The following is a 12389-nucleotide window of genomic DNA, read 5'->3' as shown; positions in this document are numbered from 1 at the left end:
CCCTCGCCGCCACCGCCGACACGCTCGCCTCCCCGCCCCCGGAAGCCGCCGCGGCTCCCTTCACCTGCGCCGCGGAAGCAGCCGTCCGGGGCGCTCTGGCCACCGCGTCGCTGCGGGCCCGGCGCGGCCGGGCGAGCTACGTCGGCGATCACGCCCTGGGCGTTCCCGATCCCGGTGCGCTGGCGGTTGCCCTCCTCTACGCCGCGCTGGCCGATGTGTACGAGCCGTCCACGGCCACCCGCCTGCCGGCCCCCGGATACATCACGGCGCACTGACCGGTGACCGCCTCCGGCTCGCGATTCGGAACCCGTCCTCGATCCCTTGATCATGCTGTCTTGCTTTGAGCCCTCGCCGGTGTCTCGGCGTCCGGCACGCACGCTCGGCGTGTGTACGACGGGGGTTCAAAGACAGGCTCTGAGCTTGTTCTTTATGGTCTGAGTCGGTTTCGTTGAGGTCAGCAGCGCACGCGGGCGGTGTCACCGTCGATACGGACGATGCACTCTTTGAAGAGCGCCATGGGCCGACTTTCGTCTTCGGGAACCAGCGTTAGTCCGAGGTCCATGATGGGCTTGATGGCCTGTGCTGTTCGAGAGCCGTCGGGGTCCGGGCCGTGCAGGTCCGCCCAGCTCTCGAACAGCGCACGGACCCCTTCCCATCCGGGCCCCGGGATGAAGTGGCAGAGGAACGTTGGCTGATCAATTGCGTACTGCCGTAGCTCGCCGATCAGGGTGTCGCCCTGCGTGAGCCACCACGTCCCGTTCACTGCCGCTCCCTTCAGCCGCGACTTCAAGCGGGTTGTCTGAACTCCCGAGCTCCATAGTGTCGAATTGTCCGTCGAACTGGCTCCCCCACGCGGAAGTGCATCAGACGCGTGGGCGGCCTCCGTCCGATTCTGTGCTCCGACCAAGGAATGCACCGAACCAGAACGAAGGCCGTTGGGATGAGCCTGCCGCACCTCGATGTCCCGGGGGAAGCGTTCGCCGAAGCGTCACGCTTCCGGGACGATCTCTTCGACTGCCTGACCGCCCGCGGGGACGAGCTGTTCGAGCTGGCCGACGCGCTGCTGTGTGCGGACGGGCCGGTGACCTCGCCGGTGGACCTGACGCTGGTGGCCGAGCACCGGCGTGGGCACGGCGCGATGTACGAGGCGTTGAACCACGGAAACGTGGACGTGCCCCGGCTGCGGCAGGTGCTGGCCGGTCTGCCGATGCCGCGGGCCGCCGACGGGCGCCTGGTCCTGGCGGTCGACGTCAGCAACTGGCTTCGCCCCGACGCGCCGACCAGCGCGGACCGTCTGTTCTGCCACGTCTACGGCCGCAGCGGACGGTCCTCGGACCAGTTCATCCCCGGCTGGCCGTACTCCTTCGTCGCCGCCCTCGAATCGGGGCGGACGTCCTGGTGCCAGCTGCTGGACGCCGTCCGTCTCGGGCCTGAGGACGACGTCGCCGAGGTCACCGCCACCCAACTGCGCCGTGTGGTCACGGACCTGATCGAGATGAGCCGCTGGCACTTCGGCGACCGCGACATCCTCATCGTCTTCGACGCCGGCTACGACGCCCCGCGCATGGCTTATCTCCTCGACGGCCTCCCGGTCGAGGTCCTGGGGAGGATGCGCTCCGACCGCGTCATGCGACGGCCGACGCCCTCGCTCAAGGAGTACGCCTTGTCCTATCCCCAGGGCGGGCGACCGCCGAAGCACGGCAAGGAGCTCCGCTTCGCCAAGCCGGAGACCTGGGGCGATCCGGACGCGACCACGACGCAGGTCACCGACCGGTACGGCACCGCACGCGCGATGGCCTGGGGCCGCATCCACCCCCGTCTGACCACCCGCTCCGCTTGGATCGACCACACCGGCGAGCTCCCCATCATCGAAGGCACGCTGATCCGCCTCCAGGTCGACCGCCTGCCTGGCGGAGGCGACCCGCTCCCGCTCTGGCTCTGGTCGTCCGCCACCGGCCTGAACAGCGAGGACGTCGACGTGCGCTGGCAGGCGTTCCTGAGGAGGTTCGACATCGAGCATCTCTTCAGGCTGATGAAACAGACCCTCGGGTGGACGCGCCCGAAGCTGCGAACCCCCGAGGCCGGCGAGCGCTGGACTTGGCTGATCATCGCCGCCCACACCCAGATCCGCCTTCTCCGCGAGGCCGCCGTCGACTTACGGCGGCCGTGGGAGAAGCCCGTCGAGCTCGGCCGGCTCACCCCGGCCCGAGTCCGCCGGGGGTTTCGGAACCTCCGCCCGCACCTGCCCTGTCCGGCCCGTGCACCGAAACCCTCAACTCCGGGCCCCGGAAGGCCACTTGGCTCGAAGAACCAGCGGCCCGCCACCCGCTACGACGTGGGCAAGACCGTGAGACGGCCCGAGAGCATCATCGAACGAAATCGACTCAGACCATAAAGAACAAGCTGAGAGATGTGGCCTTCTGCGGGCAGCCGCCGAATGGGCGTGGAGTCAGGTCGCGTTTGCACGTAGCCGCCGCACTCCACAAGCGCCACCGGCACCGGCTTGTCCCGTGATGCCCCCGTCAGTGGCGGGGGCATCTGCCGGGACCCGGACTTCACAGGTTGGCCGACACCACCGTGCGTGGAGTGCTGTGTCCTTCCGGCGGCGTCACGGTCACCGTCATGCCCGTCGCCTCGCGCGTCACCTGGTAAGCGGCGGCAGGGCGGCCGGCGTGGTCGGGGACAGTTACCGTCACCTGGTGTGCGTCGGGGGTGACGAGCAGGGTGAGGCCGTCGAGCCAGTCCCCGTCGGGTCGCTGTGTGTCGGAGCCGAGCGGGAGGACCGCTCCTGGGCGGACGTACAGGGGCAGGCTGTCGAAGCCATGCATCTCGCGGCGCCAGACCGGGCCCTGGACGTGTTCGCCGGTCAGGAGGTGGGTCCAGGTTCCCTCGGGCAGGTAGTACTCGACGGCGCCGTCGGCGGAGAAGACGGGGGCGACGAGCAGGTCGGGGCCGAGCATGTACTGCCGGTCAAGGCCGCGGGTGGTGGGGTCCTCGGGGAACTCGAGGAGCATGGGCCGCATCAGCGGCACGCCGGTGTGGTGTGCTTCGGCCGCAGCGCCGTACAGATAGGGCATGAGCCGGTGCTTGAGCCGCGTGAACTGCCGGGTCACGTCGACGGCTTCGTCACCGAACTCCCACGGCACCCGGTAGGAGCTTGAGCCGTGCAGACGGCTGTGGGAGGAGAGCAGGCCGAAGGCGAGCCAGCGCTTGAAGACCGCCGGGTCCGGGGTGCCCTCGAAGCCGCCGATGTCGTGCGACCAGAAGCCGAAGCCCGACAACGACAGTGACAGACCGCCGCGCAGCGACTCTGCCATCGCACCGAACGACGACCAGCAGTCGCCGCCCCAGTGCACCGGGTACTGCTGGCCGCCCGCCGTCGCCGAGCGCGCGAACAGGACGGCCTCGCCCGTGCCGCGTTCCTTTTCCAGGAGTTCGAAGACGGTGCGGTTGTACAGGTGCGTGTAGTAGTTGTGCATGCGCTCCGGGTCGGAGCCGTCGTGCCACACCACGTCGGTGGGGATGCGCTCGCCGAAGTCGGTCTTGAAGCAGTCGATGCCCTGGTCGAGCAGCACCTTCAGCTTCGCCTGGAACCAGGCGCAGGCCTCGGGGTTGGTGAAGTCGACGAGCGCCATGCCCGCCTGCCACAGGTCCCACTGCCAGATGTCGCCGTTCGCCCGCTTCACCAGATGTCCCGCGGCGGCGGCCTCGTCGAACAGGGCGGACTTCTGTGCGATGTACGGGTTGATCCACACGGAGAGCTTCAGCCCCCGTCCCTTGAGCCGGGCCAGCATGCCTTCGGGGTCGGGGAAGACATCCGGGTCCCATTCGAAGTCCGACCACTGGTACTCGCGCATCCAGAAGCAGTCGAAGTGGAAGACGCTCAGCGGGATGTCCCGCTCGGCCATGCCGTCGACGAACGACGTCACTGTCTCCTCGTCGTACCGCGTGGTGAAAGACGTGGTGAGCCACAGTCCGAACGACCACGCCGGCGGCAGCGCCGGGCGGCCGGTGAGCGCGGTGTAGCGGCGCAGGACGTCTTTGGGCGTCGGGCCCGCGACGACGTAGTACTCCAGCGTCTGGTCCTCGACGCTGAACTGCATCTGGCCGACCGCCTCCGAGCCGATCTCGTAGCTCACCTTGCCGGGGTGGTTGACGAACACGCCGTATGCGCCGGCGGGGGAGACGTGCAGGCTGAACGGGACGTTCTTGTAGGCCTGTTCGCTGCTCGTGCCGCCGTCGGCCTGCCACATGTCCACGACCTGGCCGTTCTTGACGAACGGTGTGAAGTGTTCGCCCAGGCCGTAGACCTGTTCGCCGACGCCGAGTGCCAACCGCCCGGCCATGTGGTGCGCGCCGTCGCCGGTGGTGAAGAAGGCCGTGCCCTTGCGGCCCGCCGATGTCATCTCGCGGCCGTCCGCGTCACGGAACGACAGCGCCCAGGGCGCGTCTTGGTCCAGGCGTGCGGTGAGGGGGCCGCTGGTCAGCTCGATCATGTCGCCGTCGCGGCGCACCTGGCCGACCCCGGTGTCGGCGCCCGGCAGGCCGAAGTCCGGGCCGGGGTGGAGCTTGCCCGCCAGGTGTGTGGTGCGGACGCCGATGACGCCCTCGGCGGGGGAGAAGCAGTCGACGGTCAGCAGAGGGGAGTTGAGGGTGTCGCCGCGGCGCTCGACGCGCTTGGTCGCGGCGTGGGCGGTGAAGCGGTCGGCGTCGGCTCGGACACTGCGGACCTCGGTCGCGTACGAGGCCTCGACCCCGTCGCGCATGAGCCAGAAGCCGTCGGTGAACTTCATGATCTTCCTCAGGGTGGTGCGGGGTGGCAGTTCGGGTCGCGGGAGCCGTCGGACTTCCCTGCCGATGGCGACGCCGGTAAGTGGCACGGAGCCCCTCAACTGGCCTGCGATCTTGCAGGAGAAGTAGCTGCGCGGGCCATTTGATCGTACAGAAAACAAAACGGCAAGGGCTCTTCTTCGGCGCAAACGCGGAAGCGCTTCGATTCCTGATAGCGCCAGGTAGCGACGCTTCTGCGGGGCGTGAAGTTGGTGTCAGGGTCTAGCGTCGAAGCGCTTCGTCGCGTATTAGTCATGTCAGAAAACAAACTCGCAGCAAAGGGCCGCACCATGTCCGATCGCTTCACCCCCGCCCCCGAAGACACGTTCACGTTCGGTCTGTGGACCGTCGGTTGGCGGGGCAACGACCCCTTCGGCGATGCCACCCGCCCCGCGCTCGACCCCGTCGACTCCATACGCCGGCTCGCCGAACTCGGTGCGTACGGCGTGACGTTCCACGACGATGACCTGGTCCCCTTCGGTTCCTCCGACGCCGAGCGCGAGGCCATCGTCAAGCGGTTCCGCGCCGCCCTCGACGAGACCGGGCTCGCGGTGCCGATGGCCACCACGAACCTGTTCACCCACCCCGTCTTCAAGGACGGCGGCTTCACCGCCAACGACCGCGACGTACGCCGCTTCGCGCTGCGCAAGACCATCCGCAACATCGACCTCGCGGTGGATCTCGGCGCCACGACGTACGTCGCCTGGGGCGGTCGTGAGGGCGCGGAGTCCGGCGGCGCCAAGGACGTGCGCGTCGCGCTCGACCGGATGAAGGAGGCCTTCGATCTGCTCGGCGAGTACGTCGTCGAGCAGGGCTACGACCTCAGGTTCGCGATCGAGCCCAAGCCGAACGAACCGCGCGGCGACATCCTCCTGCCGACCATCGGCCACGCCCTGGCGTTCATCGAGCGCCTGGAGCGCCCCGAACTCGTGGGTGTCAACCCGGAGGTCGGCCACGAGCAGATGGCGGGCCTGAACTTCCCGCACGGCATCGCTCAGGCGCTGTGGGCGGGCAAGCTCTTCCACATCGATCTCAACGGCCAGACCGGCATCAAGTACGACCAGGACCTGCGCTTCGGCGCCGGTGACGTGCGCCAGGCGTTCTGGCTCGTCGACCTCCTTGAGAGCGCCGGCTACCAGGGGCCGCGCCACTTCGACTTCAAGCCGGCGCGCACCGACGGTGTCGACGGCGTGTGGGAGTCCGCGAAGAACTGCATGCGCAACTACCTGATCCTCAAGGAGCGTTCGGCCGCGTTCCGGGCCGACCCCCAGGTGCGGCAGGCGCTGCGCGACTCCCGCCTCGACCAGCTCGCACGGCCCACTGCCGCCGAGGGCCTGGCCGAGCTCCTGGCCGACGAGGGCGCGTACGAGGACTACGACGTGAACGCCGCCGCCGAGCGCTCCATGGCCTTCGAGCGCCTCGACCAGCTGGCCATGGAGCACCTGCTCGGCGTGCGCTGACCCCCGCGCCCCGCGATCGAGCCCGTACGGCCGAGGCCGGAGCCGTACCGGGATCTGCGAACACCCCCGGCGGGACACGGGCGTCCCGCCGGGCCACCCCTCCCAGGCAAGGGCAACCACCGTGACAGCAGCACACATACCGCAGCGCGCGCGTATCAGGCGCCGCCGTGCCGGTCGGCGGGCGACGGTCCCGCTCACCGTTGTCTCCGCGCTCGTGGCCACCGCGGCGCTCGCCGGCTGCGGTCAGCAACGCGACGACGACGTCTACACCGTCCTCAACTCGTCGACCGACGACTCGTATCACGGCTGGGACGCCGCCACCCTGTCCCGCTGCGGCAAGCGGCTCGGCATCACCATCGAGCAGCAGAGCGTCCCGGCCGCACAGGTCATGACGAAGTCCCTGCGCATGGCGTCGTCGAAGTCACTGCCGGACGTCATCCAGTTCGACGCCTCCGAGATGCCGACGTTCGCCGAGGCCGGCGGCCTCATCGACCTGCGCACGCTGGGCCTGTCCACCCGGGACATACCGCGGGGCATCGTCGACTTCGGCTCCTACAAGGGCACGTACTACGGGGCCGCGCGCACGGTGAACACCCTCGCCCTGTTCTACAACAAGGACACGTTGAAGAAGGCGGGTCTCGAAGTGCCCACCACCTGGGACGAGATGCGGCAGACCGCCAAGAAGCTCACCCAGGGCAAGCAGTACGGGATCGCCCTGAGCGCGGGCGGCGCGGAGGACGGCGTCTTTCAGTTCACGCCGTTCATGTGGTCCAACGGCGGTGACGAGTCGCACCTCGCGAGCAAGCAGGTCGCCCAGGCGCTCGACTACTGGAAGGCCCTCATCAAGGACGGCTCGCTGTCCAAGTCGACCGTCAACTGGACCCAGGCCGACGTCAACGACCAGTTCATGGCAGGCAACGCCGCAATGATGATCAACGGTCCGTGGCAGGTCGAGACCCTCAACACCAAGAAGAACCTGGACTGGGACATCGCCCGGATCCCCGTGCCGAAGGCGGGTGACGCCTCCGTCGGACCGCTCGGCGGCGCCGTGCTGACCGTGCCCAAGACCGGTGACACCGCGCGCGAGAAGACCGCCGCGAAGATCATCGACTGCATGGCAGGCGAGAAGGAGCAGATCACCTACGCGCGCAACAGCTGGATGGTCCCGGCCAACGAGAAGGCCGCCGCCGTCTGGCGCAAGGAAGTGCCCGAACTCGACGCCCTCGCCGACCAGGTGGCCACCGCGCGCTCGCGCACCGCCAAGGTCGGCGCGCGCTGGTCGTCGGTGTCGCTCGCCCTGCAGAGCGCCTTCCAGTCCGCCCTCACCGGGCAGTCCAGCGAGGCCGCGCTCCAGCGCGCCCAGCAGCGCGCCACGAGCGGGAAGTGACGTGACGAACATGTCGACCACCACAGCCTCCGCGACCGCGCCTGCCGCCGATCACCCGACGGCCCCCGTCAAGAAGCCCGACCCGGCACGCGCCAGGCGCCGCCGCAGGCTCTCCCAGTGGGGCTTCATCGCGCCCGCGGTCATCTTCATGGTGCTCTTCTTCGGCTACCCGCTCGTGCGCAACGTCCTGATGAGCTTCCAGGACTACTCACCCTCCACCTTCTTCGACGGCAAGGCCCCGTTCAACGGCACCGACAACTGGAGCAAGGTCTTCCAGGACGACCTGTTCGGCAAGGCGCTGTGGCACACCGTCGTCTTCACCATCGGGTCCCTGATCGGCCAGTTCGGCATCGGCCTCGCGCTCGCCGTCTTCTTCACCAAGAGATTCCCGCTGAACGGCGTGCTGCGCTCCCTGATCCTGCTGCCCTGGCTCGTCCCGATGGTCGTCTCCGGCATCGTGTGGCGTCGCATCCTGGACCAGGACACCGGCGTCCTCAACTCCTTCCTCGACACCTTCGGCGCGGGCGGCGCCACACCCTGGCTGACCAGCCCCGGCATGGCCCTGTTCTCCGTCATCCTGGTGAACATCTGGATCGGCATCCCCTTCAACATGGTGATCCTGTACGGAGGCCTTCAGGAGGTCCCCAAGGAGCTGTACGAGGCCGCGTCCCTGGACGGCGCGTCCGCCTGGCGCACGTTCCGCTCCATCACGCTGCCGCTGCTGAAGCCGGTCATCACCGTCGTGCTGGTCCTCGGCTTCATGTCGACGGTCAAGATCCTCGACCTGATCCTCGCCCTGACCGACGGCGGCCCCGCAGACTCCACTCAGACCCTGGGCACCCTCACTTACCAGAACTCCTTCGTGCAGCTGGACTTCGGCGCGGGCGCCGTCGTCGGCAACGTCCTGATCCTGATCTCCGCCGTCTTCGCGGTGTTCTACCTGCGGGCCAACCGCTCCGAGGGGAAGTGACCCGCATGGCGACCACCACCATCACCAAGACACCTGCCGCCCAGCGACCTGCCACCAGTTCGAAGCGCCGCTGGGGCGCCACCGTCGCCGGTGTACTCATCCTGTGCGTGATGCTCTTCCCGCTCTACTGGATGCTCAACACGGCCCTGCAACCCAAGTCGGGCCTCCTGGAGGTCTCGCCCATCCCGCACGGGGTGGACCTGTCCGGGTTCACCTCCGCGATCCGCGAGCAGGGCGGCCACCTCCTCACCTCGCTCGCCGTCGCCTTCGGCGCCGTCACCATCTGCCTCGTGATCGCCGCCCCCGCCGCGTACGGGCTCGCCCAGTTCCGCCTGCGCGGCACCCGCACCATCGTCTTCGGCACGCTCATCACCCAGATGGTGCCGGGCATCGTCATCGCCAACGCGCTCTACAGCGCGTACGTCGATCTCGGCCTGGTCAACTCCTACTTCGGCCTCATGCTCGCCGACGCCTCGCTCGGCATCCCCTTCGCCATCGTCCTGATGCGCTCCTTCATGGTGGCCATCCCCAAGGAGGTCATCGAGGCCGCCGAGGTCGACGGCGCGAGCCGGCTGCGCACCTTCGTGCAGGTCGTGCTCCCGATGAGCCGCAACTCCCTGATCACCGCGGGCCTGTTCTCCTTCCTGTACGCGTGGAGCGACTTCATGTTCGCGCTCACGCTCAACACCACCGACGACGTCAAGCCGGTCACCCTCGGCATCTACCAGTACATCGGCGCGCATGTCGGCGACTGGGGCTCCGTCATGGCCGCATCCGTCCTGTCCGCGATCCCGGCAGCGGTGCTGCTCGTCCTCGCCCAGAAGTACATCGCCGCCGGCATCACCGGCGGATCCGTCAAGTAAGCCACGTACGCCAAGTAAGCCACGTACGCCAAGTAAGGCCATTCATGAGCGACTTGCCCGTCTTTCCCTCCGGCTTCGTCTTCGGCGCGGCCACCGCCTCGTACCAGATCGAGGGCGCCGCACACGAGGACGGCCGCGGCCCCTCCATCTGGGACACCTACTGCCACACCCCGGGCCGCGTCGACGGCGGCGACACCGGCGACGTGGCCTGCGACCACTACCACCGCTACCCCGAGGACGTGGCCCTGCTGCGCGACCTGGGGGTCGACTCGTACCGCTTCTCCCTCGCCTGGCCCCGCATCCAGCCGACCGGGTCCGGTCCCGCCAACGCCAAGGGCCTGGACTTCTACTCGCGGCTCGTCGACGAACTCCTCGAAGCCGGCATCGAACCGGCCGCCACCCTCTACCACTGGGACCTGCCGCAGGCCCTGGAAGACCAAGGCGGCTGGCGCGTGCGCGAGACCGCCGAACGCTTCGGGGAGTACGCGCAGATCGTCGCCGAGCACCTCGCCGACCGTGTACCCCGCTGGATCACCCTCAACGAGCCATGGTGCAGCGCGTTCCTCGGCTACTCCGTCGGCCGCCACGCCCCCGGCGCCCAGGAGGGCACCGGCGCCCTGGCCGCCGCGCACCACCTGCTCGTCGGCCACGGACTGGCGATGAAGGCGCTGCGCGCGGCCGGTGTCCGGGAGGCCGGCATCACCCTCAACCTCGACCGCAACGTGCCCGCGAGCGACGCGCCCGCCGACCGCGCGGCCGCCGTACGCGCCGACACCCAGCACAACCTGGTGTGGACGGAGCCGATCCTCGCGGGCCGCTATCCGGCGACCGAGCAGGACACCTGGGGCGAGCTGATCAGCCGCCAGGACTTCCGCCGTGACGGGGACCTCGATCTGATCGCCCAGCCGCTGGACTTCCTCGGCATCAACTACTACCGGCCGATCGTGGTCGCCGACGCTCCCTACCGCGAGCCCGACCCCGCCCATCGCGTCGCCACGGACAACCGCTACCAGGAGATGGCCTACCCGGAGGTGCGGCGAACGGCCATGAACTGGCCCGTGGTGCCCGAGTCCTTCACCGACCTGCTGACCGCGCTGAAGGACACCTACGGCGAGGCCCTACCGCCGATCCACATCACCGAGAACGGCTCGGCCGAGCACGATGTCGTGGACCAGGACGGCGACGTCCACGACCCGGACCGCGTCGCCTATCTGCACAGCCACCTGACGGCTCTGCGCGCCGCGATGGACGCGGGCGTCGACGTACGCGGCTACTACGTCTGGTCGCTGCTCGACAACTTCGAGTGGGCCCTTGGCTATGCCAAGCGGTTCGGGATCGTACGCGTCGACTACGACACCCAGCAGCGCACCCCGAAGGACAGCTACCACTGGTACCGGCGGCTGATCGCGGCACACCGGGGCTGACACCGTCCCGGAGCGCGCGGCGGACCGACACCGCCAGGCCCCCGCCCGGTCCGAGATGTCAGTCCGCCACGCGCTCCACGTACGCCGCCGGGTCAGCCAGGACCTCGCGCACCACGCGCGCGGCCGCGCCCCGCGCCGCGTCACCGGACGAGGACGAGGCCCGCAGCCGCTTGCTGCCCGGCGTCCACAAGCCCGACACCACACGGGCGGTCAGCTCCTCGTCGGCGGCGGGGGCGAGCCACGGCATGAGGTCACGGAAGACACCGCCCAGAATCACCGCGTCCGGGTCGATCAGATTCACCGCGCCGGAGAGCACCCGGCCCAGCCGCCGTCCCGCCTCCTCGATCGCGTACAGGGCCTGCGGCTCGCCCTCACGCGCCCGGCGCTCCAGCTCCGCGAGCCCGGTCAGGCCCGCGCTCTCGTCGAGACCCGCCGCCCTCAACAGCGCCGCCTGTCCCGCGTACTGCTCCAGACAGCCCCGCGCACCGCAGCGGCACTCGGGACCGTCAGGCTCCACCACCACATGCCCGATCTCACCGGCGAACCCGTGGGCGCCCCGCAGGAGTTGACCGTTCAGCACCAGGGCGCCGCCGATACCGATCTCGCCGGTCAGGTAGATGAAGCTGGTCACGCGGTCGTCGCTGTCGCCGAACCACAGCTCGGCCATGGCCGCCAGGTTCGCCTCGTTGTCGGCGCTGACCGGCAGCGCGCGCTGCGTGGGACGCAGCGCCGTCAACGCCTGCGCGAACAGCCCCTCCACGGCCACCCGGTTCCAGCCCAGGTTCGGCGCCTGCCGCACCGAACCGCCGGAGACCAGGGCGGGCAGGGCCAGTTCGGCACCCACGGGGCGAAGCTTTTGCTCCGCAGCGGACTCGATGGCCCGTGACGCGAGCCGCGCCGCCCGTGCAAGGACCGTGGCGGGCGGGGCGCCGCGGTTGTCGGTGCGCTCCACGAGGCGTACGCGGTCGGTGCCGGCGAGGTCGATGACGCACACCGTCACGTAGTCGATGTTGATCTCGACCCCGAGCCCGGCGGGCCCGGTCCGCGCCACCTGCAGCGCCGTGCCCGGCCGCCCCGCCTGTCCGCTGAACGTCTTGCCCCACTCGGTGAGGAACCCCTCGGTGAGGAGCTGATCCACGAGGGAGGACACCGCGGCCCGGGTCAGCCCCACCCGCGCGGCAACCCCGGCGCGCGTCGTCTCACCCGCGTCATGGACCGTGCGAAGCACCAGGCTCAGGTTGTGCCGCCGTACGGTCGCCTTGTCGGCCTTGGACGGCGCTGCGGACGGATCGTTGCTGTTCATCGTGGGTCCGACCCTATGCGAAGGGCCGCGACGACCTGCACTGCCGTGGCTGCGCCTCGGGCCGAGGCACCGACCCGTTCCCGCGTCCGGGACGGACGCGCCGAGCCGATCGGGGAGCCGGCCTGTGGCCGGTCTGATCGGCGCGACGCCTG

At 69.4% G+C, this 12389-nt stretch carries 10 protein-coding genes; 7 read left to right on the top strand and 3 right to left on the bottom strand.

Going from position 1 to position 12389, the window contains the following annotated elements; translation table 11 throughout:
- A partial coding sequence (locus tag ABD378_RS03365) for a DAK2 domain-containing protein (RefSeq protein WP_344518794.1) occupies positions 1–275 on the top strand: 275 nt, incomplete at its 5' end.
- A gap of 179 nt (positions 276–454) precedes the next feature.
- On the opposite strand, the gene ABD378_RS03360 is transcribed toward ABD378_RS03365, so the two are convergent.
- Positions 455–763: a hypothetical protein gene (locus ABD378_RS03360; RefSeq protein ID WP_344518793.1), complete on the bottom strand. Its 309-nt coding sequence runs from the start codon at positions 761–763 to the stop codon at positions 455–457.
- A 177-nt stretch (positions 764–940) separates the two neighbouring features.
- Between ABD378_RS03360 and ABD378_RS03355 the strand changes: the two genes are divergently transcribed.
- Complete coding sequence (locus ABD378_RS03355) at positions 941–2395, top strand: NF041680 family putative transposase (protein WP_344518791.1); 1455 nt, start codon at positions 941–943, stop codon at positions 2393–2395.
- A gap of 160 nt (positions 2396–2555) precedes the next feature.
- Here the strand turns inward: ABD378_RS03355 and yicI are convergent, their stop codons facing one another.
- Positions 2556–4793 (bottom strand): alpha-xylosidase, encoded by a 2238-nt coding sequence (gene yicI / locus ABD378_RS03350; protein WP_344518789.1) that lies wholly within the window; start codon positions 4791–4793, stop codon positions 2556–2558.
- 327 nt (positions 4794–5120) lie between these two features.
- Between yicI and xylA the strand changes: the two genes are divergently transcribed.
- From xylA to ABD378_RS03325, 5 genes are all read left to right on the top strand, one after another.
- A complete protein-coding gene (gene xylA, locus ABD378_RS03345; RefSeq protein ID WP_344518802.1) occupies positions 5121–6290 on the top strand; it encodes a xylose isomerase in 1170 nt (389 codons plus the stop codon).
- A 121-nt stretch (positions 6291–6411) separates the two neighbouring features.
- Positions 6412–7677 carry an ABC transporter substrate-binding protein gene (locus tag ABD378_RS03340; protein ID WP_386542773.1) on the top strand — a complete coding sequence of 422 codons (1266 nt, stop codon included), beginning with the start codon at positions 6412–6414 and terminating at the stop codon, positions 7675–7677.
- A 10-nt stretch (positions 7678–7687) separates the two neighbouring features.
- On the top strand, positions 7688–8647 hold the full coding sequence (locus tag ABD378_RS03335; RefSeq protein WP_344518788.1) for a carbohydrate ABC transporter permease: 960 nt from the start codon (positions 7688–7690) through the stop codon (positions 8645–8647).
- A gap of 5 nt (positions 8648–8652) precedes the next feature.
- Entirely contained in the window at positions 8653–9510 is an 858-nt protein-coding gene (locus tag ABD378_RS03330; protein ID WP_344518787.1) for a carbohydrate ABC transporter permease, read from the top strand.
- Positions 9511–9554: 44 nt separating this feature from the next.
- Complete coding sequence (locus tag ABD378_RS03325; RefSeq protein ID WP_344518785.1) at positions 9555–10934, top strand: GH1 family beta-glucosidase; 1380 nt, start codon at positions 9555–9557, stop codon at positions 10932–10934.
- Positions 10935–10992: 58 nt separating this feature from the next.
- Here the strand turns inward: ABD378_RS03325 and ABD378_RS03320 are convergent, their stop codons facing one another.
- Positions 10993–12237 carry an ROK family transcriptional regulator gene (locus tag ABD378_RS03320; protein ID WP_344518784.1) on the bottom strand — a complete coding sequence of 415 codons (1245 nt, stop codon included), beginning with the start codon at positions 12235–12237 and terminating at the stop codon, positions 10993–10995.
- Positions 12238–12389 lie beyond the last annotated feature (152 nt).

This window comes from Streptomyces rectiviolaceus (assembly GCF_039533825.1).
Taxonomy (GTDB): Bacteria; Actinomycetota; Actinomycetes; order Streptomycetales; family Streptomycetaceae; genus Streptomyces; species Streptomyces rectiviolaceus.
This window is presented reverse-complemented; position numbering and strand designations above follow the sequence as displayed.